Annotated in this window: 23 protein-coding genes; 13 read left to right on the top strand and 10 right to left on the bottom strand. The window is 70.5% G+C overall.

What is annotated here, in order from left to right; translation table 11 throughout:
* The first annotated feature begins 419 nt into the window (after positions 1–419).
* The gene (locus ACZ4IF_RS06975; RefSeq protein ID WP_467560285.1) at positions 420–2780 is read left to right on the top strand and encodes a glycogen debranching protein; all 2361 of its coding nucleotides are present in this window, start codon (positions 420–422) and stop codon (positions 2778–2780) included.
* A gap of 70 nt (positions 2781–2850) precedes the next feature.
* Here ACZ4IF_RS06975 and ACZ4IF_RS06980 read toward each other — a convergent pair whose 3' ends face one another.
* Positions 2851–4338, bottom strand: a complete 1488-nt coding sequence (locus tag ACZ4IF_RS06980; RefSeq protein ID WP_467560287.1) for an extracellular catalytic domain type 1 short-chain-length polyhydroxyalkanoate depolymerase — start codon at positions 4336–4338, stop codon at positions 2851–2853.
* Positions 4339–4542: 204 nt separating this feature from the next.
* Here ACZ4IF_RS06980 and ACZ4IF_RS06985 point away from each other — a divergent pair, with 204 nt between their 5' ends.
* The 3 genes from ACZ4IF_RS06985 (at position 4543) to ACZ4IF_RS06995 (ending at position 6822) form a co-directional block, all read left to right on the top strand.
* Positions 4543–5304 carry a PucR family transcriptional regulator gene (locus ACZ4IF_RS06985; protein WP_467560289.1) on the top strand — a complete coding sequence of 254 codons (762 nt, stop codon included), beginning with the start codon at positions 4543–4545 and terminating at the stop codon, positions 5302–5304.
* Positions 5259–5957 carry an NADPH-dependent F420 reductase gene (locus ACZ4IF_RS06990; protein ID WP_467560291.1) on the top strand — a complete coding sequence of 233 codons (699 nt, stop codon included), beginning with the start codon at positions 5259–5261 and terminating at the stop codon, positions 5955–5957. The genes ACZ4IF_RS06985 and ACZ4IF_RS06990 overlap by 46 nt, the downstream gene beginning before the upstream one ends.
* 274 nt (positions 5958–6231) lie before the next feature.
* Positions 6232–6822, top strand: a complete 591-nt coding sequence (locus tag ACZ4IF_RS06995) for a TetR/AcrR family transcriptional regulator (RefSeq protein ID WP_467560293.1) — start codon at positions 6232–6234, stop codon at positions 6820–6822.
* A 224-nt stretch (positions 6823–7046) separates the two neighbouring features.
* Here ACZ4IF_RS06995 and ACZ4IF_RS07000 read toward each other — a convergent pair whose 3' ends face one another.
* Positions 7047–8969 (bottom strand): ABC transporter ATP-binding protein, encoded by a 1923-nt coding sequence (locus ACZ4IF_RS07000; protein ID WP_467561093.1) that lies wholly within the window; start codon positions 8967–8969, stop codon positions 7047–7049.
* A gap of 288 nt (positions 8970–9257) precedes the next feature.
* Between ACZ4IF_RS07000 and ACZ4IF_RS07005 the strand changes: the two genes are divergently transcribed.
* The 3 genes from ACZ4IF_RS07005 to ACZ4IF_RS07015 all read left to right on the top strand — a co-directional run bounded on the left by ACZ4IF_RS07005 (position 9258) and on the right by ACZ4IF_RS07015 (position 12585).
* Entirely contained in the window at positions 9258–10232 is a 975-nt protein-coding gene (locus ACZ4IF_RS07005; protein WP_467560295.1) for a lysylphosphatidylglycerol synthase transmembrane domain-containing protein, read from the top strand.
* Between the two features lie 62 nt (positions 10233–10294).
* Positions 10295–11059, top strand: a complete 765-nt coding sequence (locus ACZ4IF_RS07010) for a crotonase/enoyl-CoA hydratase family protein (RefSeq protein ID WP_467560297.1) — start codon at positions 10295–10297, stop codon at positions 11057–11059.
* Between the two features lie 410 nt (positions 11060–11469).
* The gene (locus tag ACZ4IF_RS07015) at positions 11470–12585 is read left to right on the top strand and encodes a mechanosensitive ion channel family protein (protein ID WP_467560299.1); all 1116 of its coding nucleotides are present in this window, start codon (positions 11470–11472) and stop codon (positions 12583–12585) included.
* A gap of 65 nt (positions 12586–12650) precedes the next feature.
* On the opposite strand, the gene ACZ4IF_RS07020 is transcribed toward ACZ4IF_RS07015, so the two are convergent.
* Positions 12651–14207, bottom strand: coding sequence for a M1 family metallopeptidase (locus tag ACZ4IF_RS07020; protein ID WP_467560301.1), 1557 nt, complete (start codon positions 14205–14207; stop codon positions 12651–12653).
* Positions 14208–14529: 322 nt separating this feature from the next.
* Here ACZ4IF_RS07020 and ACZ4IF_RS07025 point away from each other — a divergent pair, with 322 nt between their 5' ends.
* The 6 genes from ACZ4IF_RS07025 to ACZ4IF_RS07050 all read left to right on the top strand — a co-directional run bounded on the left by ACZ4IF_RS07025 (position 14530) and on the right by ACZ4IF_RS07050 (position 21169).
* Positions 14530–16749: an NADP-dependent isocitrate dehydrogenase gene (locus tag ACZ4IF_RS07025; RefSeq protein WP_467560303.1), complete on the top strand. Its 2220-nt coding sequence runs from the start codon at positions 14530–14532 to the stop codon at positions 16747–16749.
* 296 nt (positions 16750–17045) lie between these two features.
* Entirely contained in the window at positions 17046–17909 is an 864-nt protein-coding gene (locus ACZ4IF_RS07030) for a helix-turn-helix domain-containing protein (protein ID WP_467560305.1), read from the top strand.
* Positions 17906–18136, top strand: a complete 231-nt coding sequence (locus ACZ4IF_RS07035; protein WP_467560307.1) for a DUF397 domain-containing protein — start codon at positions 17906–17908, stop codon at positions 18134–18136. Before ACZ4IF_RS07030 ends, ACZ4IF_RS07035 begins: the two co-directional genes overlap by 4 nt.
* A gap of 57 nt (positions 18137–18193) precedes the next feature.
* Positions 18194–18844 carry a hypothetical protein gene (locus tag ACZ4IF_RS07040; protein WP_467560309.1) on the top strand — a complete coding sequence of 217 codons (651 nt, stop codon included), beginning with the start codon at positions 18194–18196 and terminating at the stop codon, positions 18842–18844.
* A gap of 179 nt (positions 18845–19023) precedes the next feature.
* Positions 19024–20088, top strand: a complete 1065-nt coding sequence (locus ACZ4IF_RS07045) for a right-handed parallel beta-helix repeat-containing protein (protein WP_467560311.1) — start codon at positions 19024–19026, stop codon at positions 20086–20088.
* A gap of 52 nt (positions 20089–20140) precedes the next feature.
* The gene (locus tag ACZ4IF_RS07050) at positions 20141–21169 is read left to right on the top strand and encodes a methyltransferase (RefSeq protein ID WP_467560313.1); all 1029 of its coding nucleotides are present in this window, start codon (positions 20141–20143) and stop codon (positions 21167–21169) included.
* A gap of 87 nt (positions 21170–21256) precedes the next feature.
* Here ACZ4IF_RS07050 and ACZ4IF_RS07055 read toward each other — a convergent pair whose 3' ends face one another.
* The 7 genes from ACZ4IF_RS07055 to ACZ4IF_RS07085 all read right to left on the bottom strand — a co-directional run bounded on the left by ACZ4IF_RS07055 (position 21257) and on the right by ACZ4IF_RS07085 (position 26576).
* The gene (locus ACZ4IF_RS07055) at positions 21257–21592 is read right to left on the bottom strand and encodes a TcmI family type II polyketide cyclase (RefSeq protein ID WP_359487935.1); all 336 of its coding nucleotides are present in this window, start codon (positions 21590–21592) and stop codon (positions 21257–21259) included.
* A 27-nt stretch (positions 21593–21619) separates the two neighbouring features.
* Positions 21620–22099 (bottom strand): SRPBCC family protein, encoded by a 480-nt coding sequence (locus ACZ4IF_RS07060; RefSeq protein WP_028798840.1) that lies wholly within the window; start codon positions 22097–22099, stop codon positions 21620–21622.
* Position 22100: 1 nt separating this feature from the next.
* Positions 22101–22358, bottom strand: coding sequence for a phosphopantetheine-binding protein (locus ACZ4IF_RS07065; RefSeq protein ID WP_359487939.1), 258 nt, complete (start codon positions 22356–22358; stop codon positions 22101–22103).
* Positions 22359–22383: 25 nt separating this feature from the next.
* Positions 22384–23631 (bottom strand): ketosynthase chain-length factor, encoded by a 1248-nt coding sequence (locus ACZ4IF_RS07070; protein WP_467560316.1) that lies wholly within the window; start codon positions 23629–23631, stop codon positions 22384–22386.
* A complete protein-coding gene (locus ACZ4IF_RS07075; RefSeq protein ID WP_467560318.1) occupies positions 23628–24905 on the bottom strand; it encodes a beta-ketoacyl-[acyl-carrier-protein] synthase family protein in 1278 nt (425 codons plus the stop codon). Before ACZ4IF_RS07075 ends, ACZ4IF_RS07070 begins: the two co-directional genes overlap by 4 nt.
* Positions 24902–25384, bottom strand: a complete 483-nt coding sequence (locus ACZ4IF_RS07080; protein WP_467560320.1) for a cupin domain-containing protein — start codon at positions 25382–25384, stop codon at positions 24902–24904. Before ACZ4IF_RS07080 ends, ACZ4IF_RS07075 begins: the two co-directional genes overlap by 4 nt.
* Positions 25385–25451: 67 nt before the next feature.
* Positions 25452–26576 (bottom strand): SchA/CurD-like domain-containing protein, encoded by a 1125-nt coding sequence (locus tag ACZ4IF_RS07085; RefSeq protein ID WP_467560322.1) that lies wholly within the window; start codon positions 26574–26576, stop codon positions 25452–25454.
* Between the last annotated feature and the right edge of the window lie 165 nt (positions 26577–26741).

Consider the following 26741-nt stretch of genomic DNA (forward strand, 5'->3'; position numbering starts at 1 on the left):
GGGCCCGTCGCGACTCTTCCCTTGCCGAACGGATGACCTGGGGATGGTGTCACCGGGGCCGAGGGGGGCAGTTGGAGACGTTGATGAGTGCCTCTGTGTATCGAGCGGCCGTGCCGAGAGCCTTGCCTCGGTCACGTTTGACGATGCGATGAACAACAGGGGAACGGCGCCGCTTGGGGGCCCTCCGCGCCTCCGCCGGCGTCTGCCCTCGGCGATCTTGCGCATGTAGTACTCGTGTCCACGGCCGCCGCCGCGAATCCGTCGTCGGCAATCCGGCTGCGAAGCATGGAACCCTGCGCGAGGTCTTCACCGCTCGAGCCGACTGCACTATCTTGCGGCAACGTTCTGCAAAGGATTTCAGCCATCGGCGCGATGGACGGCGCCGAGGTGTATTCACACGCCTGCCCCGGGGAGCCGCCATGACCTCGATACGCCCTGCCCTGCCGCGAAGCCGACGCCGTCTCGCCACCGTGGCAGCGGCCCTGGTTCTGGCCACCGGCATCGGCGGTCCGACCCTCCCCGGCCCCTTCGTGGCACGTGCGGTGGCGGCGACGGGAGGGGCGCTCGGCGCCCACTACGACGCCACGGGGACGGCGATCGACTTCCGGGTCTTCTCATCCCGGGCCACGCGCATCGACCTGTATCTCTACCGCACCGCGCTGGGCAGCCAGGAGGCCGCGGTCGTCCCGCTCACCAAGGACTCCACCACCGACGTCTGGTCCGCCAGTGTGCCGGTGTCCACCATCCAGGGCCAGTACGGAATCACCGGCGCCGTCTACTACGGCTATCGCGCCTGGGGCCCCAACTGGCCGTACGATCCGGCCTGGAGGAAGGGATCGAGCGCCGGTTTCGTCAGCGACGTCGACACGGCCGGCAACCGCTTCGACCCCAACAAACTCCTCACCGACCCCTACGCCCGCGAACTCAGCCACGACCCCGGCACCCCGGGCGGCGCGGACAGCACGGCCTATGGGACCGGCCCGCAGTTCCGAGCGGTGGACGACGGCGCCCTCGCCCCGAAGGGCATCGTGCTGCCCGCCGACACCACGAGCACCGGCACCAAGCCCACGCGCGCTCTCAAGGACGACATCGTCTACGAGGTCCATCTCCGCGGCCTCACCGAGAACGACTCCTCCGTGCCCGCCGCCGAACGCGGCACGTATGCGGGGGCCGCCCGCAAAGCGGCCGATCTGAGCGCACTGGGCGTCACGGCCGTGGAGTTCCTGCCGGTCCAGGAGACCCAGAACGACGCCAACGACGTCGATCCGACGTCCACCGACGGGGACAACTACTGGGGCTACTCCACCCTGGACTACTTCGCGCCCGACCGCAGATACGCCTCCGACAGGAGCCCGGGCGGCCCCACCCGCGAGTTCAAGGCGATGGTCAAGGCGTACCACGACGCCGGCATCAAGGTGTTCACGGACGTCGTCTACAACCACACCGGCGAGGGCGGCCCCTGGAACGCGAGCGACAGGAACACCTACAGCCTTCTGTCACTGCGCGGCCTGGACAACCCCACCTACTACTCGCTGACGTCCGACATGCAGAGCCCCTGGGACAACACCGGCGTGGGCGGCAACGTCAACACCTACAACCCGGTCACCGCCGACCTGATCACCGATTCGCTCGCTTACTGGAAGGACTCCCTCGGCGTCGACGGCTTCCGCTTCGACCTCGCGCCGGTCCTCGGCAACACCTGCCAGCACGGCTGCTTCCAGTACAGCCGCACCGACCCCGGTACCGCCCTGAACCGCATCACGCACCTCATGCCGGCCCGGCCCGCCGGCGGCGGCACCGGCACCGACTGGATCGCCGAGCCCTGGGCGCTGGGCAGCGGCACCTACCAGGTGGGCAACTTCCCGGTCGGCTGGTCCGAATGGAACGACAAGTTCCGCGACACGCTGCGCCGCAGCCAGAACACCCTCGGCGTCGAGAACGTCACCCCCGGTGAGCTCGCCACCCGCTTCAGCGGTTCCTCCGACCTCTACCAGGACGACGGCCGCGCCCCCTCCAACTCCATCGACTTCATGGTCGCCCACGACGGGTTCACGCTCGCCGACCTCTACCGGTGCAACACCAAGAACAACAACCAGTCCTGGCCGTACGGCCCCTCCGACGGCGGCTCGGACCACAACCTCTCCTGGGACCAGGGGGGTGTCGCCGCCGACCAGCGCAAGGCGGCCCGCAACGGCTTCGCGTTCCTGATGCTGTCCGCAGGAACCCCGATGATCACCGGCGGCGACGAGTACCTGCGCTCCCTCAAGTGCAACAACAATCCCTACAACCTGGACTCCTCCGCCAACTGGCTCACCTCGGCGTGGACCGGCGACCAGAGCACCTTCCGCACCTACGCCCAGCGGCTGAGCGCCTTCCGCAAGGCTCACCCGGCGCTGCGCCCGACCGCCTTCTACACGGCCTCCGACACCAACGGCAACGGCATGGGCCAACTGCAGTGGTTCACCCCCGCCGGCACCACTCCGGACAGCACATACTGGTCCGACCCGAACAACCACGCTCTCGCCTGGCGCATCGACGGCACCGAGTTCTCGGACCCGACCGCCGCGCTGTACGTCGGCTACAACGGCTGGTCGGGCGACGTCGACTTCGCCCTGCCCTCGCCGGGAGCCGGCAAGAACTGGTACCGCGTCACCGACACGTCCTCCTGGGCCGAGGGCCCCGACCAGGTCGCCCGGCCCGGCTCCGAGAGCCTTGTCGGCGGCGCCGGTACCGTCTACACCCTCCATGCCCGCGCGACGCTGCTGCTGATCGCCAAGTGACCGACATGCGGCGGTGGCTTCACCGGACGAGGGTGAAGCCACCGCCGCATGGCACGGCCTGTCCCGTCCGTCAGGACGGGCAGCCCGAGTCGGCGATCACGTAGTAGCCGGACGACGTCTCCTCAAGGGTGTGAGTGACGGCGACGTTGTAGAGACCCATGTTCTGGTCGGAGCCGTTGGCGTAGACGTAGCCGAGACTCTGATGGGCTCGGCCCGCCGCGACCTGGTTGTAGTTGTTGTCCGTGAAGCACTGCGGCTGGTGACCGGTGGTCGTGGCCGCGACCGCCGACGACTGGGTGCCGACCGCGCCACCGGAGTCCACGGCGGCGACGGTGTAGGTGTACTTCGTGCCGGAGGCCAACCCCGTGTCGGTGTACGACGTGCCGGTGGTCGAGCCGACCTTGCTGCCGCCGCGGTACACGTTGTACGACGCCGCACCGGTCACCGCGGACCAGGCCAGCGCCACGGTGGCGTCGGTCGATCCGGTGACGGTGAGGCCGGGCGGTGCAGGGAGGCTGCCGGTGCCTCCCCCGCCCGCGCCGTCCAGGCCCCAGAACTTCGCGGTCCAGTACGAGGAGCAGATGTAGTTGAGGTAGTACGTGCCTGTGCTGCCGCACTGGTCGGTGCCGGAACCGGGGTTGACCGCGAGGCCGTGTGCCATGCCGGAGACGGAGAAGGTCTCCACGGCGGGCTTGCCGCTCGCGTCGTCGTACACGGCCTGTGTGGTACCGCCGGTCAGGGTGGTGGTCGAGGACGGGGTCTGGCTGATGCCCCAGACGTTGGTCCACTGGTCGCGCTCCTCGGCGGCGTTGGCCGGGTTGACCGTGGTGTCGCCGGTGCCCTGCCAGATCGCGACGCGAGGCCAGGGCCCGCCCCAGCCGCCGGAGGCACTGCGGACCGCGTCGCCCCACTGCGCCGGAGTCTTGCTGACCGCACTGTTCTGGCAGGTCAGGCCACTGAAGAGGTCGGTCGCGCAGCCCGCCGGGATGCCGGAGTCGATCGCGCCGCCCGCGAACACGTCAGGGTAGTCGGCGAGCATCACCGAGGTCATCGCGCCGCCGGCGGACAGCCCGGTGACGTAGACGCGGCTGGAATCACTGCCGTAGTGGGACTTGGCGTAGTCCACCATCTGCTTGATCGACAGCGCCTCGCCCTGGCCCCGGGTGTAGTCGGAGGACTGGAACCAGTTGAAGCAGGAGTTGGCGTTGTTGGAGCCGGTCGTCTGCGGGAAGACCACGGCGAAGCCGTACATGTCGGCGTACTTGGGCCAGCCCGAGTGGCTGTAGTAGTCGCCGGCGCTCTGGGTGCAGCCGTGCAGGGCGACGACCAGGGGCGCGCCGGACGGCAGGTTGTCGGGGGCGTACTGGAACATCTGCAGATTGCCCGGGTTGGAGCCGAAGCCCGTGACCTGCTGCAGGCTCGCGGCCTGCGCCGGGGCCGGGGAGAGTCCCAGGACCAGGGCTATCAGGGACAGGACCAGCGTCGCCGCGGAGGCGGGACGCGGCCGCGTCCGGCGCCACTTGCGGCGCGGCAGCGGATGGGGGGATGTGGGGTTCATCGTGCCACCTGGGTGATCGCGACGGGTGGGGAGGTTGAAAGCAGCCGTACTCCTGCTTCGAATGCGGTTGCATGGCTTGGGGGTTACGGGGACGCTACGACCGGCCTGTCGCAGGCCGTAATGGAGTCGCACCCCACCTCGCGGCGATCGGGCGTGTGGGTCCTCACCGTTGTGGCATGCGCAGGCCCCGGCAGGGGGAAGCCGATGCCGGGGCCTGGTGCGACGGACGATCAGTCCAGTGAGCCGGTGTTGACGAGGTCGCCCGAGGCGGGTCCGGGAACAGTCCGGCTGGGCGCCACCCGGGCCGCCCCCGGCGTCGACGCGCTGACCGAGGTCCACCGGGACGCCGGCCAGTGCCTGTGCGTCCTACTCGCCCTGGACCGGGACGGCGACGGCGCGGCCCCCGACGAACTCGGCATCTACGGACTGCTGTTCAGCCAGGCGGGCCGCGACGAACTGCACCGGTTCGTCCGCCGCGTCATCGGCCCTGTCCTGGATTACGACGACCGCCGCGGCGGCGAACTCGTCCGCACCCTCCTGGCCTACTTCACCTGCGACGCCGGTCGCACCCGCACCGCCGCCCACCTCTACGTCCACGTGAACGCTCTCTACCAGCGCATCGATCGCGTCACCGCCCTGCTGGGCGGCTTCTCCGCCGATCACCTGGCCGGACGCGCCGCCGCCGGCCGGGCAGGGCCGATGAGCGCCATGCCACGGGCACGGGCGAAGTGCCCGGCGAAGTCGTCGAGGACGGCTGTGAAAGTCCGCAGATCCCCGGTCGGGCGGCGCCGTGCTGGGGCAGGTCCCGCCCGTGACGGTGTTCTCCGTCCAGGTCACTTGCAATACCGAACCGCTCGGTTTAGTTTCTCTGCATGGGGCGGACCGGTCGTCGCGTCCGCCCTCCTCGAAGGGAATCCCTCATGCGTTACGCCGTTCTCGGCACCGGCGTCGTCGGCCGGACCATAGCCGCCAAGCTCGCCGCCCTCGGCCACGAGACCGTCGTCGGCACCCGCGACCCGCAGGCCACCCTGGCCCGCACCGAACCCGACGGCTACGGCAATCCACCGTTCGCACAGTGGCAGGCCAACGACTTCGCCGTGCGGCTCGTCACCTTCACCGAGGCAGCCGCCTGGGCCGATGCCGTGGTCAACACGACCGCGGGCGCCGCCAGCCTGGAGGCGCTGACCGCCGCGGGCGCGGACAACCTCGCCGGCAAGGTGCTCATCGACATCGCCAACCCGCTGGACTTCTCCACCGGGATGCCGCCGTCACTGAACCCGGTCGACACCGACAGCCTCGGTGAGCAAATCCAGCGCGCCTTCCCCGACACCCGGGTCGTCAAGGCCCTCAACACGATGAACTGCGAGGTCATGGTCGACCCGTCCCGGGTGGCCGGGGAGCACGATGTGTTCGTCTCCGGCGACGACACCGACGCGAAAAAGCAGGTCACAGAACTGCTGGTGTCCTTCGGCTGGCCCGCCGCGAGCGTCATCGACCTCGGCGGCATCACCACCGCCCGCGGCACCGAGATGCTGCTGCCCATCTGGCTGCGCCTGTGGGGCACGCTCGGCCACGCCGATTTCAACTTCCACATCGCGGGCACCCGCACGAGTGCCTGACCCCGCGGTCCCGGCGGCCGGAGACGGAGACGCCGGCCTGCGCACGCCTCGCCTCCTCCTTCTCGTACGACAGCTCGCTCCCGCAGGTACGCGCTGGTCGTCGACGGTCCGAGGCGACCCGGCCGCTGCGTCCGGCCGAACTGTCGGTGGCCGTCCCGGGCCAGCGGGTCAGCGGGTCAGCGGGTCAGCGGCAAAGCCTGATCGTCACCCGCATCCATGCTCCCCCCATCCCGTACCGAACCGCTCGGTACGGAAGCTCAACTATTCTGACCGAGTGAGTGGAACGGAAACCAAAGCCGCGGGGCGGCCACGCTCTGCCGAGAAGGACGCTGCCATCCTGCGGGCCGCTCTGGAACTGCTGGCATCCCAGGGCTACACACGCATGAGCCTCAGCCAGGTCGCCGCTGCCGCACAGGTCAGCAAGTCCACCATCCACTTGCGCTGGAAGACCAAGGCTGACCTCCTCACCGCGGCGCTCGCCGCCGCCCGCATGACAGACGCGCCTCCCCCCGGTGGAGACCTCCGCACCAACCTCGTGAACATCCTCAAGGACTTCGCCGCCACCATCGAGCGAGTCAACGGCATGGCGCTCATCGGCACGTGCCTCGCCGAAGAGGCCCACACCCCGGAACTCCTCGCCCTGCTGCGCGAACGCACCGTGCTCCCCCGCCGTGCCCTCCTGCGAGATGCCCTGGAACAGGCCCAGCAGGCCGGACACATCCGCGAGGACACTGATCTCGAAGCGGCCGTGTCGGCACTCCTCGGCCCGTTCTACGCCGACTACATGGCGGGACGGGGCGGTCACCCGCAGTGGGCCGAACAGGCCGTTGCCCTGGTCCTCGCCGGAATTCACGTCGAACATTGATCGCCCGGCCGCGGTCGGCACCGGAAGAGGTCCGCACCGCGTTCGCCGGGCGAGCACAACCCGGTGGCGGAGACATGACCAGGCGACATGTGCTCCTGGTCGTCGTTGCCGATCACCGACAGCTCGTCGGGGACGGCGAGCCCGAGCCGGGTCGCGGCGTGCAGACGCCCGCCGCTCCTCCCCCGCCCAGCTGCGCCTGAGCCACGGGCCGGCCGCTGCGGCTACTACGCCACGACCTCGCCCGCCGCCTCGATGTCCTGTACGCCCGTGTCCCGCGGTGTCCCGTTCACCGCGTGCTGGTCGAACTGCGTCCGGTACAGCTCCGCGTACCGGCCGCCGGCCTCCAGCAGTTCGTCGTGCGTGCCGCGTTCCACGATCCGGCCCGCCTCGACGACGAGGATCACGTCGGCGGCCCGCACGGTCGAGAGCCGGTGGGCGATCACCACGGCGGTGCGCCCCTCCAGGGCCTCGGCGAGCGCCTCCTGGACGGCTGCCTCCGAGGTGTTGTCGAGATGGGCGGTGGCCTCGTCGAGGATGACGACGCGCTGACGGGCCAGCAGCAGCCGGGCGATGGTCATACGCTGGCGCTCGCCCCCGGAGAGCCGGTAGCCGCGTTCGCCGACCACCGTGTCCAGGCCGTCGGGCAGGGAGCGGACGAGCGCGTCGAGGCGGGCGCGGCGCAGCACGTCCCACAGTTCGTCCTCGCTCGCGGACGGGCGGGCCAGCAGCAGGTTCTCGCGGACCGAGTCGTGGAACAGGTGCCCGTCCTGGGTGACCATGCCGAGGGTCTCGCGCATCGTCACGGCGCTCAGGTCGCGGACGTCGACGCCGCCGACCCGGACGGCGCCCTCGTCGGTGTCGTAGAGGCGCGGGAGCAGCTGCGCGATGGTCGACTTGCCCGCGCCGGAGGAGCCGACGAGCGCGACGGTCTGCCCGGGTTCCGCGCGGAACGAGATGCCGTGCAGGACTTCGGCGCCGCCCCGGGTGTCCAGCGCGGCGACCTCTTCGAGGGAGGCGAGGGAGACCTTGTCGGCGGACGGGTAGGTGAAGCGGACGCCGTCGAACTCCACGGACGCGGGCCCCTCGGGCAGGGTGCGGGCGTCCGGTTTCTCCTCGATGAGCGGCTTCAGGTCGAGGACCTCGAAGACGCGCTCGAAGCTGACCAGGGCGCTCATGACCTCGACGCGTGCTCCGGCGAGCGAGGTGAGCGGCGCGTACAGACGGGTCAGCAGCAGTGCCAGCGAGACGACGGCGCCCGGTTCCAGGGAGCCGCGCAGCGCGAACCAGCCACCGAGTCCGTAGACGAGCGCGAGGGCCAGCGCGGAGACGAGCGTCAGGGCGGTGATGAACGTGGACTGCGCCATCGCCGTGCGCACGCCGATGTCCCGCACCCGCCGGGCGCGCGCCGCGAACTCGGTGGACTCCTCCTCGGGCCGCCCGAACAGTTTGACGAGCGTCGCGCCGGGTGCGGAGAAGCGCTCGGTCATCCGGGTGCCCATGGCGGCGTTGAGGTCGGCCGCCTCGCGCTGGAGTCTGGCCATGCGGCCGCCCATGCGCCGTGCGGGCACCACGAACACCGGCAGCAGCACGAGCGCGAGCAGGGTGATCTGCCACGACAGGGTGAGCATGACGACCAGGGTGAGCAGCAGCGTCACGAGGTTGCCGACCACTCCGGACAGGGTGTTGCTGAAGGCTCGCTGGGCGCCGATGACGTCGTTGTTGAGACGACTGACGAGCGCGCCCGTACGAGTGCGTGTGAAGAACGCGACCGGCATGCGCTGCACATGATCGAACACAGCCGTCCGCAGATCGAGGATGAGTCCCTCGCCGAGCGTCGACGAGAGCCAGCGGCCGAGCAGCCCGAGCGCCGCCTCGGCGACGGCGATGACCGCGATGAGCACGGCAAGGCGGATGACGGTGTCCTCGTCGCCGCCGGACACGATGGCGTCCACGACGTGCCCCGCGAGCACCGGTGTCGCGACGGCGAGCAGCGCGGTCACCACACTGAGGCCCACGAACTGTCCGATGCGGCGGCGGTGCGGGCGGGCGAAGGCGCCGATGCGGCGCAGCGTCGCGCGGGCGAAGGGCCTGCGCTCCTGCTGCGCGGTCATGACACTGTGCAGCTGTGTCCAGGCTGTGGTCTCCATGCTCATGAGAGAGACGGTAGGACCTCAAGCAATGTTGAGGTCAACGACCGGGCGAAGAAGCCCCCACGTTGTGCGAAATACATCCCGCCTTGTGCGAAGAAGTCCGCGGACTTCGCGGAGAAGTCCGGCACCGGGTCCGCGCACTTCGCACGCGTGTCCGTCCGCACGAAGGAGCCCATGACCCCTCAGCACCGGGAAGCGGCCCCTCCCGCACCTTGCCCGGCGTGTCAGCCGCCGTATCCGCTCCCGCAACCCCACGTTGGTGCGGTGTGGAAAACCTCTCCCGATGTGACTGCGGTACGACTCCCCCAGGGACTCCCCCGACGCTTCCCCCTGCGGCCTGCCGTCCGGCCGGCCCTGTGTCTGCTCCCGCTCGCCCTGGTCCTGGTGGTCGGGGTGCGCCATCGGTCGGTCCTCGCCGAGGGCTTCGGCCATCTGGAGTCGGCCGAGTGGCCATGGCTCCTCGCGGCGGCCATGGCGACCTGCCTGACCTGGGTCGCGGCGGCCGTCACCCGTCAGGGAGCGGTCGTGGAGCGGCTGCCCGCACGGCGGCTGCTCGCGGCCCAGTTCGCGGCGGGCGCGGCCAACCACCTGCTGCCGACGGGCCTGGGCGCCGGCGCGGTCAATCTGCGGTTCATGACGGTGTGCGGCGTGCCCCTCGCCCGCTCGTCGGCCGCGCTCGCGCTGTACATGCTGGCGGAGTCGATCACCCGGATCGGTCTGCTCGTGGGACTGCTGATCGCGTTCCCGGGCGCGCTGCGGCTCGGCAGCCTGCTGCCCGAGGGGGCGCTCGGCCCGCTGCTGCTGTGCGTCGGCGTGGCGGCGTGCGCGGCGGGGGCGGTCCTCGTCCTCGTACGGCGACTGCGCACGGCCGTCCTCTCCTTCCTGCGCACCGCGCTCGCCGAGGCACGTTCGGTGCACTCGCGGCCCGCCCGGGCGCTCGCACTGTGGGGCGGATCGCTGGCCTTCCCGCTGCTCCAGGCGGCCGGGCTGGCGGCCGTGGGGCAGGCACTGGGGCTGCCGGTGCCGCCCGCGCACATGGTGGTCGCCTATCTGGCCGCGACGGCCGCGGTCGCGCTCGTGCCGACGCCGGGCGGGATCGGTTCGGTGGAGGCCGCGCTGGTCGTCGCCCTCGTCGCGGCGGGCGGACCGGCCGCCGTGGCGACGGGGGTGGTCCTGGCGTACCGGATCATCACGGTGTGGCTGCCGCTGCTGCCCGGAGCGCTGACTCTGGGCGCCCTGGTCCGCTGGAAGGTGATCTGAGCCGCCGGCGCGGGTAACCTCGGCCCGCACCGAGCGCACCGTTCGAAGGAAGGGGTCCACCGATGGCGGTCCGTATCGAACGTCAGGGTCACGTCGCCACGGTGGTCCTCTCACGGCCCGCCGCCCGCAACGCGGTGGACGGGCCGACCGCCGCCGAACTCGCCGCCGCCTTCCGTGAGTTCGAGGCGGACGAGACGGCGAGGGTCGCCGTGCTCTGGGGCGAGGGCGGCACGTTCTGTGCGGGCGCGGACCTCAAGGCCATCGGAACCGAACGCGGCAACGAGGTCACCGAGGACGGCGACGGGCCCATGGGTCCCACCCGGCTGCGGCTGTCCAAACCGGTGATCGCGGCGGTCGCGGGCCACGCCGTGGCCGGAGGCCTGGAGCTGGCGCTCTGGTGCGATCTCCGGGTCGCCGAGGAGGACGCCGTCTTCGGCGTGTTCTGCCGTCGCTGGGGTGTGCCGCTCATCGACGGCGGGACGGTACGGCTCCCCCGTCTCATCGGCACCAGCCGCGCGATGGACATGATCCTCACCGGGCGCGCGGTGCCGGCACGCGAGGCGTTCGAGATGGGCCTCGCCAACCGCCTGGTCCCGACCGGCCGGGCCCGCGCGGAGGCGGAAGTCCTCGCCGCCACGATCGCCGACTTCCCGCAGGCATGCATGCGGAGCGACCGCGCCTCGGTCCTGGACCAGGAGGGACTGGTCGAGAAGGCCGCCATGCGTACGGAACTCCTGCACGGCATGGGCGTGCTGGCCGAGAGCCAGGAGGGAGCCGCGCGCTTCAGCGCGGGCGCGGGCCGCCACGGTTCCTTCGACCCGGCCTGACGGAAACTCACCACCCCGGTCTCCGGGGACGGTGGACACGGACCGGCCGGAAGCCTCGGGCCGTCGCCGGTGATGGTCCGGATGCCGAAGCCGGCTTCCGCCCGGTGTCGTGCGGACGTCGAGACCGACTCCGTCCCGCACGCTCCGGACGCCAAGGCCGGCACTGTCCCGCACGCTCCGGACGCCAAGGCCGGCACTGTCCCGCATGCTCCAGGCGTCAAGGCCCGTTCCGTTCGGGGGTGGTGACGGGTGGACAGCCGGATACGGCAGGATGAGCGGTCGCCCCCGGACGGCGAACACCGGTCCGGGCGTGATCGTGCATTCCCGGATTCGAGCAGGTGGCAAGTGACGACACAGCGCATTCGGCCCGCGGGCCCTCTCCCCGGTCCCGGACACGAGGGAGGTCACCGGTGAAACGCGCCCTCACCCTGGACGACCTGATGGTCGCGGGCATAGCCGTCGCCGCCGGCCTGCTGGCGGCGTTCCTGCTGCGCATGCTGCTGCGCTGGCTGGGCAAGCACGCCGAGCGCACCCGGTGGGGCGGCGACGACGTCATCGTCGACGCGCTGCGCACCCTGGTGCCCTGGGCGGCGTTCGCCGGCGGTGTCGCGTCGGCCGCCGCGGTGCTGCCGCTGACCTCGGCCGTCGGACGCAACGTCAACCGGTCCCTGACCGTGCTGCTCATCCTGGTCTCGACGGTCACCGCGGCGCGGGTGATCACCGGACTGGTCCGGGCCGTGGCGCAGTCCCGGTCGGGTGTCGCCGCGTCGGCGACCATCTTCGTCAACATCACCAGGGTGCTGGTGCTGGCGATGGGCTTCCTCGTCGTCCTCCAGACGCTGGGCATCTCGATAGCCCCGCTGCTCACGGCGTTGGGCGTGGGCGGTCTTGCGGTGGCCCTCGCCCTCCAGGACACCCTCGCCAACCTCTTCGCCGGTGTGCACATCCTGGCGTCGAAGACGATCCAGCCCGGCGACTACATCCGCCTCAGCAGTGGTGAGGAGGGCTACGTGGTCGACATCAACTGGCGCAACACCACGGTCCGTCAGCTCTCCAACAACCTGGTCATCATCCCCAACGCCCAACTCTCCGGCACCAACATGACCAACTTCACCCGGCCCGAGCAGCAGATGACGCTGACGGTCCAGGTCGGCGTCGGCTACGACAGCGACCTGGAGCACGTGGAGCGGGTGACCAGCGAGGTCGTGACGGAAGTGATGACCGGGATCACCGGTGCCGTGCCGGACCACGAACCCGCCGTGCGCTTCCACACCTTCGGCGACTCCCGGATCGGCTTCACGGTGATCCTCGGGGTCGGCGAGTTCAGCGACCAGTACCGGATCAAACACGAGTTCATCAAGCGCCTGCACAAGCGGTACCGGGAGGAGGGCATCCGCATCCCGGCGCCCGCGCGCACGGTGGCTCTGCAGCCCGGTGGACCGGGCGTCCCCGAGGCCGGCATCCCCGAGGCGGGCATCCCCGAGGCGGGCATCCCCCACCAGCGCGAGGCCACGACACTGCCGTAGCCACGACGTACGGCTCCGGCACGGTACGGAGCCGGGCGGCACGCGTCCGCCCGGCTCCTGTCCGCTCAGAGCGTGGCGGACGCGTCGTGGTAGTGGCCGCTCCCGCGGTTGCGGGGAGCGACGAAGCCGGAGGCCACCGGGGTGACCGTCCAGTCGGGATGGTTCGGCATGCGCGGCGTCCTGGTGCCGTACAGCCAGTCACCGAGGAAGCCGGTCTGATCCTGGCCGGAGACCTCGGAGGCGACCGCCATGTAGTCCCGGGTGGTCGCCGCGGAGTTGCGGTGGCGCTCCAGGAAGGTGCGTTCGATGCGGTTGAAGACGTCCTCGCCGACGGCCTCGCGCAGCGCGTACAGGACCAGCACACCGCCCAGGTAGCGCTGGCTGTCGAAGAGGTTCGCGGCGTTCGGCGCGGCGACCGGCCCGGAGCTCTGCCGCCACTGGTCGCCCCGGGCGTAGGTGTCCTTCATGCGGGCTTCCATGGTGGTCAGGCCGAGCGAGTCGGGCCAGCCGCGCTCGTAGCGGTAGAGCAGCCCGTAGAAGTCGGCGTGGCCTTCGTTGAGCCAGAGGTCGGCCCAGGTGGCGGGGCTGACGCTGTTCCCGAACCAGGAGTGGACCAGCTCGTGCATCATGTGCGAGCCGATCTTCTTCTCCTCCTGGAGCAGGAAGTTCGGCTTGTAGAGCGTCAGCGTCTGCGTCTCCAGGCCGGTGAAGTCGAAGGCGTTCGGGTCGTCCGAGTTGCACGGCAGCAGGCCGTACGTCTCGAAGGGGTACGCGCCGAGCCGCTGCTCCAGCCACTCCAGCAGGCCGGGGGTCAGAGCGAGCGCGGGTTCGAGCGCGGCGGCCCGGGCGGTCGGCACCACGTCGCGCAGGGCCAGGCCGTTCGGCCCCTGCCGTGAGGTGACGGTGTAGTCGCCGACCGTGATCTGGACGAGTTCGGTGGCGATCGGGGAGCGGGAGCGGTAGGTGTACGCGGTCCGGTCGCCGTCGAGGCTCTCCGTGCGCACCAGGGTGCCGCTCGCGACTCCGCGCAGCGTGCCGGGCACGGTGACGCGGAAGGTGAAGGACGCCTTGTCCGTGGGGTGGTCGTTGCACGGGAAGACGGTGTGCGCGGAGTTCGGCTGCGGGCACACGGCGAACCCGTCGGGCGTCGGGACCCATGCGGTGTGCGCGAGCTGCTTGGCGGGGTCGGCGGTGTACTCGACGCAGACGGTGACCCGGGCCCGGTCCGGCAGGGTCCGGGCGGGCGTGACGCGCAGCTTCTCCTCGACCTGCTCGAAGACTGCGGGCGCGCCGCCGACGCGTACGGCGCGGATGTCCAGGCCGAGGGCGTCGAGCGAGAAGCGGGTCAGTGCCTGGGTGGTGTGCAGCGTGAGGGTCGCGGTGGCGTCCACGAGGCGGGTGGCCGCGTCGTACGCGAGGTCGAGGTGATAGGCCGCCACGCGGTAGCCGTCGTTGCCGAGTGCGGGGAAGACGGGGTCGCCAAGCGTCTCCGCGCCCGGGGCTCCCGCGCCGTCACCCCGTAAGGCCGAGGTCCGCGCGTGGGCCGCGGGACCCGTGGCGAGCGCGGCGGCCGTGCCTATCAGGGCTGCGGCCGGGGCCGTCACTCTGGTGCGATATCTCATGGTCCGCTTTCGTTCGGACGGCCCGGGTCTGGCGCCGGGCCGCCGGATGTGGTGATCGACTGTGCTGATCGATCCACTTGCAGTACGCGTGAGAGGAGAGTGCGGTTGCCTGTGGCACGCCTTTTCTCTGTTCACTTCTCTGTTCACATGTGGTTACTGCTGTCACCGGTGTCCCGGCCGTCACGCTCGGTCGCCTTCAGCGGCGCGCAGCCTCCGGCCGGGGCCGCCGCGCGGCCGACCGGGGCGGACCCCTGTCGAACCGGGGTCGCTCACGAGATATCTTGATGTCGAGCAATGTTGCAGACGTGGAGCGGAGCACCCGGTGACTGACTCGACCATCATCTATACGCACACTGACGAGGCCCCGGCCCTGGCGACGTATTCGTTCCTGCCGGTGGTCCAGGCGTACGCCTCGCAGGCCGGCGTCGCTGTGGAGACCCGCGACATCTCGCTGGCCGGGCGCATCATCGCCCTCTTCCCCGAGTTCCTCTCGGAGGGCCAGCGCATCGCGGACGCCCTGTCGGAGCTCGGTGAGCTCGCCAAGACGCCCGAGGCGAACATCATCAAGCTGCCGAACATCTCGGCGTCCATCCCGCAGCTGAAGGCCGCGATCGCCGAGCTCCAGGGGCAGGGCTACGCGCTTCCGGACTACCCGGACGACCCGAAGTCGGACGAGGAGCGCGACATCCGCGCCCGTTACGACAAGGTCAAGGGCAGCGCCGTGAACCCGGTTCTGCGCGAGGGCAACTCCGACCGCCGTGCTCCCGCGTCGGTCAAGAACTACGCCAAGACCCACCCGCACCGCATGGGCAAGTGGACCCCCGAGTCGAAGACGAACGTCGCCACCATGGGCGTCGACGACTTCCGCTCGACGGAGAAGTCCACGGTGATCTCCGAGGCGGGCACGCTCCGCATCGAGCTGGCCGGCGACGACGGCTCCACCACCGTGCTGCGCGAGTCCGTACCGGTCCGCGCCGGCGAGGTCGTCGACGCGTCCGTGATGCACGTCGCGCCGCTGCGCGAGTTCCTCACCGCTCAGATCGCCCGCGCCAAGGCCGAGGGCGTGCTCTTCTCCGTGCACCTCAAGGCCACGATGATGAAGGTCTCCGACCCGATCGTCTTCGGCCACGTGGTGCGCGCCTTCTTCCCGAAGACGTTCGCGAAGTACGGCCAGACGCTGGCCTCCGCCGGCCTGACCCCGAACGACGGTCTCGGCGGCATCTTCAAGGGCCTGGAGTCCCTGCCCGAGGGCGCCGAGATCAAGGCCTCCTTCGACGCCGAGCTCGCCGAGGGCCCGGAGCTGGCGATGGTGGACTCCGACAAGGGCATCACCAACCTGCACGTCCCGTCCGACGTCATCGTCGACGCCTCCATGCCGGCCATGATCCGCACCTCGGGCCACATGTGGGGCCCGGACGGCCAGGAGCAGGACACCCTCGCGGTCCTGCCGGACAGCAGCTACGCGGGCGTCTACCAGGTCGTCATCGACGACTGCCGCGCCAACGGCGCCTTCGACCCGTCGACCATGGGCACGGTTCCGAACGTCGGTCTGATGGCGCAGAAGGCCGAGGAGTACGGCAGCCACGACAAGACGTTCGAGATCCCCACCACGGGCACGGTCCGCCTGGTCGACGAGGCCGGCAACGTCGTGCTGGAGCAGACGGTCTCCGCGGGCGACATCTTCCGGTCCTGCCAGACCAAGGACGCCCCGATCAAGGACTGGGTGAAGCTGGCCGTCACCCGCGCCCGCGCCACCGGCGACCCGGCGGTGTTCTGGCTCGACGAGAGCCGCGCGCACGACGCCGTGCTCATCGAGAAGGTCAAGCAGTACCTGCTGGAGCACGACACCGAGGGCCTGGACATCCGCGTCCTGTCCCCCGTCGAGGCGACGAAGCTGTCCGTGGAGCGCATCCGCCGCGGCGAGAACACCATCTCCGTCACCGGCAACGTGCTGCGCGACTACCTGACCGACCTGTTCCCGATCCTGGAGCTGGGCACCAGCGCCAAGATGCTGTCGATCGTCCCGCTGATGGCGGGCGGAGGCCTGTTCGAGACCGGTGCCGGCGGCTCCGCCCCGAAGCACGTGCAGCAGCTGGTCAAGGAGAACTACCTGCGCTGGGACAGCCTCGGCGAGTTCCTCGCGCTGGCGTCCAGCTTCGAGCACCTCGCGACGACCACGGGCAACGCTCGCGCCCAGGTCCTCGCCGACACCCTCGACCGCGCCACGGCGACCTTCCTCGACGAGGACAAGTCCCCGACCCGTCGCGTCGGCGGCATCGACAACCGCGGCAGCCACTTCTTCCTGTCCCTGTACTGGGCGCAGGAGCTGGCCGCGCAGACCGACGACGCGGACCTGGCGAAGGCGTTCGGCCCGCTCGCCGAGACGCTCACCGCGCAGCAGCAGACCATCGTCGACGAGCTGATCGCGGCCCAGGGATCCCCGGCCGAGATCGGCGGCTACTACCAGCCCGACCCCGCCAAGGCCGCGGCGGTCATGCGCCCGTCGGCGACCTGGAACGAGACGCTGGCGACCCTCGCCTGATCCACGCGCCCCGCCACGGACCCTGGTCCGTGACCGCGCAACACGCACGGGCCCTGTGCGGCCCGTGACCGTGACACCCCGCGGACCTGTTCCGTGACGCGCCGCCCCGGCCGGATCCTCCGGCCGGGGCGGTTTCGTACTGTCGGGGGCGCACTCCTCGGCGCGACCGGCAACTTCCTCCACGCAAGTGCGTCAGCCAAATGTCTCGAACCAACTGAAAGGGATGACAGGGGAGTTGGCGGGCGGGCACACTTGCGTCGAGCAAGAAGCCACCACGTCCGGTGTGGGGAGGGACGATGGCCACAGCCGGTGGACCGACCGTACGACGCCGTCAGCTCGGGTCCGAGCTGCGCAGACTGCGTGAGCACGCGGGCAAGAAGATCGAGGACGTCGCGGCGCACCTGGAGTGCTCCATGTCCAAGATCAGCCGTGTGGAGACGGGACAGGCACCCATCAAGGCACGGGACGTCCGGGACCTGCTCCAGTGGTACGGCGTCACCGACCCCGCGCAGACCGAGACGGTCATGCAGATCCACAAGGACGCCCAGCAGCAGGGCTGGTGGGCGCACTACGGGGAGGTGCTGCCCTCGGGCATGGCCACCTACGCGGGCCTGGAGTCCGACGCGCGCGCCCTGCGCTCGTACGAACCCACGTTCGTCCACGGTCTGCTCCAGACCGAGGACTACGCCCGGGCGGTGATCGCCGCCGCCCGGCCCAACGAGCCGTACGAGGTGGACCAGCTGGTGCGCTTCCGCAAGGAGCGCCAGGCGCTGCTCACCCGGGAGCCCGAACCGCTGGAGCTGTGGGTCGTGCTGGAGGAGAGCGCGCTGCGCCGTCCGGTCGGCGGCCGGGACGTCATGGCGGCCCAGCTCGCCCACCTCGCCGAGACGACGGCCCTGCCGAACGTGACCATCCAGGTCATGCCGACGGCGAAGGGCGCCCACGCGGCGCTCGCCGGAACCTTCTCCCTGCTGGAGTTCGAGCCCCGCACGCCCACCGTCGTCTACGTCAACTCGATCGCAGGAAACGTGTACCTGGAGAAGGAGCGCGACGTCCGCACCTTCATCCAGACCTTCGACCTGGTGCGGGCCGCGGCCCCCGATCCGCAGGAGACCCCCGCCACCCTGGAGAAGATCGCAAGGGAGATGTGCAGCACATGAGCAGGTACGACGGACGGACGGGCCGGCAGGTCGACCTGAGCGGCGCCGCGTGGCGCAGGAGCCGTCGCAGTTCCGGGAACGGCGCGTGCGTCGAGGTCGCCTTCGTCGAGGGCCTCGTCGCCGTACGGGACTCCAAGGACACCGGCGGCCGCGCGCTCGTCTTCGCCCCCGCCGAGTGGACCGCGTTCCTGGACGCCGCGGGCCACGGCGAGGGGAGCCGTCCCTGATCCTTCGTCAGCAGGGGACCGTCGGCGGGCCGGGGCGGTGAGGGAAGTACCGGAACGTTGCCGCACGTACGAATGGAGTACGACGCGCGGCCGGCCCCTCGGCGCGTCGGGCTGCCCGTGTACCACGTTCGAACCCTCGCGCCCGTCGCCTCCGGCGCCTTCTACACCGCGGAGACCTTCTGGACCGCGGCCGGAGTCGCCGTGGCCGTCCTCATGGGCGGCGGCGCGATCTGGGCCGCGCTGCGCGCCTCCCACCCCAGGCGGCGCCTGACCTACACGACGGGCCACGACCCGCTGGTCGACCAGCTCGTCGGCGGCCGTCTGGAGATCCGGCGCAACGGCACCCTGCTGACCGACCCGCACCTGGTGCGGCTGGTGCTCACCAACCCCGGCCGGCGCGACATACCGAGCAGCGCGTTCGACCGGGGGCAGCCCTTCCGCGTGGACCTCGCCGTGCCGTACCTCGAAATGGTCGCCACGGAGTCGGAGCCGAGCGCGGCGCAGCCCCCGCCGGTCTCGGTGCTCGGCTCGGAGCTGAGCATCGGTCCCGGGCGGATCGGCAGCGGCACGACGATCACGTATCTGCTGCTCGTCGACACCGTCCCCTCGTACCACTGCCGGCACTCGCTGCTCGACGTCCGGGTCGAGCAGTCACCCGTGCCGCCCGCCCGGCGCGTGCCGCGCCAGCTCCCCCTCGTCAGGCCGTGACCGCGCCGCGGGGACGGCCGAAGCCGCCCGCCACGGCGGCTCCCTGACACGGGGAAAGGCACGGTCGACGGGCGGCGGACACGCGTACGGCCGAACGGCCCGCGCGGAAGGGCGACAAGCGCTGCCCACCTGGGGGATCAGCGGTGGCGGGCCGGAACACCCCCTCATAGCTTCGGCCTATGACCAAACGACAGATGGCCTACCTCGCCTGCGCCGCGGCCGTCGTGGCAACGGGGCTGGGCGCCGCCGCCCCGTCCGCCGACCACCTGACGGTGCACCGGGTCAGCCCCGGCGAGTCGATCCAGAAGGCCGTGAACTCCGCCCGGCCGGGGGACACCGTCCTCCTCTCCCCCGGCACCTACCACGAGAGCGTCAGCGTCAAGGTGTCGAACCTGACGCTGCGCGGTTCCGACGCCCGGTCCACCGTCATCGTGCCGAACACGGCCGACAAGAGCACCACGTGCGCCAAGGCCGGCAACGGCCTCTGTGTGACGGGCACCGAGCACAACCCCGTCACCGGGGTCACCGTCAGGTCGCTGACCCTCCGCGGCTTCGCCAAGCAGGGCCTGTGGGCGTCCGGCACCGACAGCCTGACCGTCCGGGACGTGACCTCCGAGAAGAACGGCCAGTGGGGCATCGCCCAGGAGCGGTCCGTCCGCGGGGTGTTCCGCCACAACATCGTCAGGAACAACGGCGACGCCGGACTGTTCGTGTCCAACACCGTCGACACCGAAGAGGGCGCCCGGGACGCCAAGGGCACGGTGATCAGCCACAACCTGGCCTCCGGGAACCGGATCGGTGTCACGGTGCGACGGCTGCGCAACCTGAGCGTCGACCACAACGAGGCCACGGGCAACTGCACCGCGGTGTTCGTCGTCGGCGACGAGAACAAGCCGCGCGTCGGAGCCCTGAGCATCGACCACAACTACGTCCACGCCAACAACAAGTACTGCGCCAAGACCCCCCGCCTGCCCTTCCTCCAGGGCTCGGGCATCGTCCTGACCGGCGCCGAGGACGCGCGCGTGACGAGGAACAGGGTCGAGGACAACGTGGGCAACTCCCCGCTGTCCGGCGGCATCGTCCTCTTCAAGAGCTTCGTCGGCGCGCAGAACCGGAACAACGTCATCCGCGACAACGTCGTACTGCGCAACGGCGCGGCCGACCTGGCGAACCGGGACACCGGCACGGGCAACTCCTTCCGCGGCAACCGGTGCGCTGTCTCCCAGCCCGCCGGCATGTGCTGACCGGCCCCTCACCCACCCCCCACAGAGCACGACAGCAGAAGCGAGGCAATGGATGACCACGGTTGAGCAGGCTCCCCCACCGTCCATGCGGTTCAGGGAGCTCGTTTTCGGTGCGGCCCGCGCCGCCGCCGTCCGGGCCGCGGCCCGCCTGGGCGTGGCCGACGCCCTCGACGACAAGCCCATGAGCATGGAGGACCTGGCGGCGGCGGTGAAGACGCAGCCGAACACGCTGCGCCGGCTGCTGCGCGCCCTGACCTGCCAGGGTGTCTTCGCGGAGCGCCCCGACGGCACCTTCGTCCACACGGAGATGTCCCGGCTGCTGCGCGAGGACGACCCGCAGAGCCTGCGGTACATCGCCCTGTGGTGCACCGAGCCCTGGACGTGGAACGTCTGGCCGAAGCTCGACGAGGCGGTCCGCTCCGGCCACAACGTCTTCGAGGACGTGTACGGCAAGGAGTTCTTCGACTACCTCAACAACGACGCCCCCGAGTCGGCGCACGTGTTCAACCGGGCGATGACGACGTCCAGCGAGCAGTCGGCACGCGACGTCGCCGCCCTGCTCGACCTGAGCGGCGTGTCCTCGGTCGCGGACATCGGCGGCGGCCAGGGCCAGGTCGTGGCCAGCCTGCTGGAGAAGCACCCCTCGATGCACGGCACGCTGCTCGACCTGCCCGGGGTGGTGGAGAACGCCGATCCGCGCCTGCGCGACGGAGGCCCGCTCGCCGACCGGGTGCGCATCGTGGCCGGCGACTGCCGCAAGGACATCCCGGTCCAGGCGGACGTCTACATCATCAAGAACATCCTGGAGTGGGACGACAACAGCACCCGCAGGGCGCTGGCGAACGTCCGGAAGGCGGCCCGGCCCGGTGCCCGTGTCGTCGTCATCGAGAACCTCGTGGACGACACCCCGTCGATGGGGTTCACCACGGCCATGGACCTGCTGCTGCTGCTCAACGTGGGCGGCGCGAAGCACACCCGGCAGAGCATGGTCGACAGGCTGACGGACGCCGGTCTGGTCATCGGTGAGATCCGCCCGGTCAACCCGTATCTGCACGCCTTCGAGTGCACCACCCCCGCCTGATCCTCCCCGGCCGTTCCCGGTAGACCCGAGGCCGCCGGTTCCGCTTCGTCGCGGAGCCGGCGGCCTCGGGTCTGTCGCTGCGTCGGGTCAGGTGGCGGCGGGCTCCCGCTCCCAGCGGTAGAAGCACTGCGCCATGGCGTCCTTGGGGCTGCGCCACGTCTGCGGGTCGTACGCGCTGACGTACGCCGACAGCTGGTCGCTGATGCTGCGGAACTCGGGGTGCCCGGCCACCTTGGCGATGGCCGGCGCGGGGTCCTGCTCCGACTCGATGAGGTGCAGGTACACATCGCCGAACTGGAAGAGGCTGCGCCGGTCGACGCCGATCAGGTGCGGGAGCTCACCGCGGTCGGAGGCGGCGAACACGTCGGCGATCGCGGGCGCCGAGCCGGGCGCCATGCGGGCGACGATCAGAGCGTGGTGCATCGGGGGTAGTCCTTCCTCGTCCGGTGGTCAGCGGGGCATGGCGGGCGCGCTCTGGCGTTCGCGCGCCGCCTTTTCGATCTTGTCGCGGATGAGAGCCATCTGCGTGACGGAGTTGCGGTTGATGTTGTCCGTCATCCAGTCGTCGTCGACCGGAGCGTCGGGCTTCATCGCGAAGTCCTGCACCCAGTGCATGTGGACGCCGTCGGCGGTCTCCTCGTACTCCCACCGGATGTTCATGTGGGCGAAGGGGCCCGTCTCGACGCGGCGCGCCCGCACCGTCCGGTTGGCACGGTCCACGGTGCGTTCCGACACCCAGCTCCAGACCGTGCCGTTCTCGTCCGGGTGCATGGTCAGGCGGAAGGTCGTCGAGTCGCCCTCGCGGGAGAGGACGTCGACGGACGCGTACTCGCTGAACAGGCGGGGCCAGTTCTCGATGTCGTTGGTCATGTCCCAGACCAGGTCGAGAGGGGCGTCGATGGTGATGCTGTTCTCGGTGTGTCCGGCCACTTCAGGCTCCAGTCTTGAGGGTGGTGTTCACGAGGTCGAGGAACTCCCGCGGCGTCCTGCAGCGCTCCGCGTCGACGGGCAGCGGCCGGCTGTACTGGTTCTCCAGTTCGCCGACGATGCCCAGCAGGCCGAGCGAGTCGAGTCCGAGGGTGCCGAACGGCGAGTCGGACGACTTCGCGAGCTCCATGGGGTCGACGGTTACACCGGCCGCCTTCTTCATCAGCGTGGCCAGTTCGCCGACAGTCACTTCGGTGATCATGTCTGTTCTCCCTTCCCGCCCGGTCCTACCGGGCGGAGTCGCCGCCGCGGCGCACGACCAGCGCCGCGTTGGAGCCCATGAGTCCCCGGGAGAGGACCAGGGCCGTGTGCAGCTCGGCGGGGCGAGCCTTGGAGGTCACCAGGTCGAGGTCGTGGCAGATGTCGAACACGTTCGGAGTGGGCGGTACCTGACCGTGTTCCATGGCGAGCACCGCCGCCGCCGTGTCCAGGACGGGTGCCGCGCAGTAGCTGCGCCCGATCCCGGTCTTGGGGGCCGTGACGGGCACGCGGGTACCGTGCGCGCCCAGCGCGTCGGCGATGGCCAGCGCCTCGGCACGGTCCGCCTCGGGGATGCCGAAGGCGTCGGCGAAGACGACGTCGATCTCCTCCGGCGCGCAGCCCGCTTCGTCGAGGGCTACCCGGATGGCCTGCGCGAGTCCCTCACGGGACTTGTCCCAGCGGGAGGCTCCGGTGAAGGTGGCACCGTGTCCCGCGACGGTGGCCCGGACGGGCGTGCCGCGCTCGCGGGCGTGCTCCTCGTCCTCCACGACGAGGATGGCGCCGCCCTCCGCGGGTACGAAACCGCAGGCACCCGAGGTGAAGGGCCGGTAGGCCCGCTCGGGGTCCTCCACGGTGCTGAGCTCGGGGTAGCCGAGCTGGCAGACCATCGAGTAGGGGGCGAGGGGCGCCTCCGCGGCACCGACGACCACCGCGTCCGTGCCGCGCCTCACCACGCGGGCCGCGAGCGCGATGGAGTCCAGGCCGCCGGCCTCGTCGCTGGCGACCACACCGCAGGGACCCTTGAAGCCGCTGCGGATGGAGATCTGGCCGGTGCTCGCGGCGTAGAACCAGGCGATGGACTGGTACGGGCCGACGAAGCGGGAGCCCTGTCCCCACAGCTTCTGGAGTTCCCGCTGACCGAACTCACCGCCGCCGGACCCGGCCGCGGTGACCACGCCGATCGAGTAGGGCTCCGCGGTGTCTCCCTTTCCGAGCCCGGCGTCCTCGAGGGCGAGGGCGGCCGCGGCCATCGCGAAGTGGCTGAACCGGTCGGTCTGGACGAGGAACCGCTCCTCGATGAGGGCCGCGGCGTCGAAGGTCCGGACCTCGCCCGCGACGCGGAGCGGAAGGTGCCCGCATCCCTCGCGGGTGATCCGGTCGAGTACGCCGAGGCCTTCTCTGACGGACTTCCAGTAGGCTTCGGCGCTCAGGCCGTTGGGCGCGATCACACCGATGCCGGTGATGGCCGCACCCCGGGGGCGCTCAGTGCTCATCTTGTCCTCCCGCTCCTCCCGCCCGGCCCGGTCAGGAGCACCGCGGACTGGAAGCCGCCGAATCCGCTGCCCACGGAGAGCACGTTGTTCAGCTTCCGTGGACGTGCGGTGCGCGGCACGTAGTCCAGATCGCACTCGGGGTCGGGGGTCTCGTAGTTCGCCGTCGGCGGCACCACCTGGTTCTTCAGTGCCAGGACGCAGGCGACCACCTCGATCGCGCCGATCGCGCCGAGCGAGTGGCCCACCATGGATTTGATGGAGCTCATGGGCGTGTCGTAGGCGTGCGCACCCAGGGACCGCTTGACCGCCGCGGTCTCGTGCCGGTCGTTCTGCCGGGTGCCGGAGCCGTGCGCGTTGACGTAGTCGATCAGGGTGGGGTCGAGACGGGCCTGGTCGAGCGTGGTGTCGATCGCCCGGGCCATCTCCAGTCCCTCGCTGGTCAGACCGGTCATGTGGTAGGCGTTGCCGTAGGTGGCGTAGCCGCTTATCTCGCAGTAGATGTGCGCGCCGCGGGCACGGGCGTGCTCGTACTCCTCCAGGACGAGGACGGCGCCGCCCTCACCCATGACGAAGCCGTTGCGGTGCGCGTCGAAGGGCCGGGAGGCGTGCTCCGGGTCGTCGTTGTTGGGCGACGTCGCCTTGATGGCGTCGAAGCAGGCCATGGTGATCGGGGATATCGGGGAGTCGGACGCGCCGGCTATGCAGACGTCCGCACGGCCCTCCTCGACGGTGTGGAAGGCGTAGCCGACGGCGTCGAGTCCGGACGTGCATCCGGTGGAGACGGTCTGGACGGGCCCCTGGGCACCGAACTGCTCGGCCACGACGGAGGCGAGCGTGCTGGGCGAGAACGCCTTGTGCAGCTGCGGCTCGGCCCTGCGGTGGTCCACGTCCCACCGTCGGCCCCGCTCGCTGACCAGGACGTAGTCGTGTTCCAGGCGGGTGGTGCCGCCGACGGCGCTGCCCAGTGAGACGCCCACGCGCCAGGGGTTCTCCTGGCCGGTGTCGAGGCCGGAGTCGCGTACGGCTTCCCGGGCTGCGACGACGGCGAACTGTATGTACCGGTCGGCGTGGTCTCGCAGGTCGGGGTCGAAGCCCTGCTCGAGCGGGTCGAAGTCGCATTCGGCGGCTATGCGCGAGCGCAGACCCGCCGGATCGAACAGCGTGATGCCGCGGGTCGCGGTGCGGCCGTTGGCGAGGAGGTCCCAGAACGCCGTCGCTCCGGTGCCGCCCGGAGCGACCACACCGATACCGGTGACGGCCACCCGCCGGGTCACTTTATGGCCCCACTTCGCTCGGACGGCCGTCCGTTGTCTGGCGCGGACAGGTCCGCTCCGGCGGTGGCCATCGCACGGCCGGACACGGCGTCGTCGGTCTCTTCGGTGTCGACGTGACCGAGGCTCGGACGGGGAGCGAGCGGGCCCAGGTGGAAGACCATGCGGGCTTCGGTGTCGCCGACGTTGCGGAAGCGGTGCCGCATGTTGATCGGGATCAGGAGGCCCTGATCGGGCTGCAGCGCGTAGGCCTCGTCGTCCAGGTCCACCTCCAGCTTGCCGTTGACGACGTACACGAACTCCTCGGAGTACGGGTGGTAGTGCTCGCCGATGCGCTCGCCGGGCTGGATGATGGCCAGCCCCATGAAGCCGCTGGTGGAGCCGGCGGTGGCGGGCGTGAGCATGGCCCGGATGTCGCCGCCGCGCCTGGTGTTGGGCTCTGTCTCGCTCAGGTCCACGATGCGTGGATGCTTCTTGATCATGGTTCTTCCCTCCGGTGTTGCAGTGACGGACGGGTGGGGCGGCCCCGGTGCGGGGCCGCCTTGTCCGTCAGGAGTCGGCCGAGCTGCGGTCGGTGATGGGCAGCATGTCGGCGTGCGACAGGAGACGGTTGATGTTGCGCTCCGTCTCCAGGGAGCCCTCGACGCCGATGGCCGCACCGTCGAGGAGTCGCTCCAGCTCCGCCGCCTTCTTCTGGCCCTTGAGGCCGAGGGAGGCGATGGGGTCGGCGTCGAGGTCGCCCACGACGTCGATCAGACGGACGACGATGTCGTCCCGCTGGAACACGGTGCTGCCGTACACGGGGCTCTTGGGGTCGTCCGCCGCCGCCTCGTCCTGATGGGCGAGGAGCCGGGCCAGGTCCATCCCGCAGCCCCGCTTGGCCGGGTAGAACAGCGCGTGGCGCCGCAGATCGGCCGGGGCCGGCCCGCCGGACACCACGTGGTGCACCGCCGGGAGCGCCGCCCGGGTGAAGAAGACCCGCGCCGAGTCGTCGTCGGTCAGGTCCCGCTCCTGCTCCAGGTACGGGTTGATGGCCTCCTCGACCGCCCGTACCTCCGGCTGCCGCGCCACGTGACGCAGGGCCACGAGCAGGTCTCCCTCGACCTCGACGGCACGCACGACACGGTTGCCGTGCATGAACAGAGAGGTACGGCGCAACCGGGTGGTGTCGTCGACCCGTGCCTCGGGGGACTGGTATCCGGCGAGGATCTCGGCGACCTTCGACTCCGAACCGGGCTTCACGGTGAAAGTGAGGGCGTGGCGTGCCACACCGTCACCCACGCGGGCCTCCACCTGCCTGTCCGGCCTGCCCGGCGTCGTGTCGTGCGGCTGGCCCGGGCTGGTCTCCCGCAGAATGCTGTAGCGCATCGAACGGGTGTCCCGAACGCAGTTGTGCATCGGCCGCACGGTCTCGACGTGCTCCTCGCTGTTCACCCAGGCGAGGAAGGGCGGGGCGCTCTCCCACTCACTGGTGATGAGCCACTGCGAGGGGTTCTCGATCGACTGGCAGAGCTGGTCGCTGATGTGGCCGGGGACCGAAGCGACCTGGTTGCGCATGTGCTCGTACGCGTCCAGGAATTGCTGCTGGGCACCTTCGTACAGGTCCAGCAGCAGGATCACCCGAAGCCTGGAGCCGTCGAACGCCGACTGCGATATGCGTCCCGAAGTGGTCATCCGGCACACCTCTTCTCTTCTTTCACGATTGGTCAGGAACGACCGCCGTACCCGAAAGGCCGGGGTCGCCATGAGCCGATCGTTAGTGGGAGTCCCGAAGTGCGCGAGCCCCACGGTGCGGACGAGTGAACCGCGTGTCATACGGGTGCCCCGACCGCGCGAACG

Source organism: Streptomyces sp. NPDC025784 (genome assembly GCF_055558435.1).